1 protein-coding gene is annotated in these 564 nt (G+C 58.9%); it reads left to right on the top strand.

Translation table 11 applies throughout. From position 1 onward, the window contains the following. A partial coding sequence (gene tssI / locus AACR14_RS16045) for a type VI secretion system tip protein TssI/VgrG (protein WP_156808844.1) occupies positions 1 to 564 on the top strand: 564 nt, incomplete at both ends.

The following is a 564-nucleotide window of genomic DNA, read 5'->3' as shown; positions in this document are numbered from 1 at the left end:
GGGCGTTGCCCGAGAGCACCTTCGTGGTGGCCAGTTTCCAGCTGGATGAGGGGCTGAATCGGCCGTTCAACCTGCAGCTGGAGGTGGCAAGTAGCCAGCCTGATGTTGACTTTGGCGCCGTGCTGGACCAGCCATGCGAGCTGATAGTGTGGTACAACGGTGAGCTGCAACGCCGCGTCTGCGGGGTAGTGAGCGAGTTTGCGCAAGGGGATAGCGGTTTTCGTCGTACCCGCTATCAGTTGCAAGTCAAACCTGCCCTGTGGCGGTTGGGTCTTCGCCAGAACTCCCGCATCTTTCAGGCGCAAAAGCCCGACGAAATCCTCAGTATCCTGCTGCAAGAGCACGGCATCACCGATTACGCCTTTGCGCTCAAGAATGAGCACGCCCAGCGGGAATATTGCGTTCAGTATCGCGAGACCGACCTCGATTTCGTGAATCGCCTCGCTGCCGAAGAGGGCTTGTTCTACTTCCACGAGTTTGAAGCAGGCAAGCACCGCATCGTCTTTGCTGACGATGCGGCAGCCCTGACCGCGGGCCCCGAGCTATTTTTCAACCTCGGCAACC

The sequence above is a fragment of the Aeromonas sp. 159 genome, assembly GCF_963862045.1.
In the GTDB taxonomy this organism is placed as follows: domain Bacteria; phylum Pseudomonadota; class Gammaproteobacteria; order Enterobacterales; family Aeromonadaceae; genus Aeromonas; species Aeromonas veronii.
This window is presented reverse-complemented; position numbering and strand designations above follow the sequence as displayed.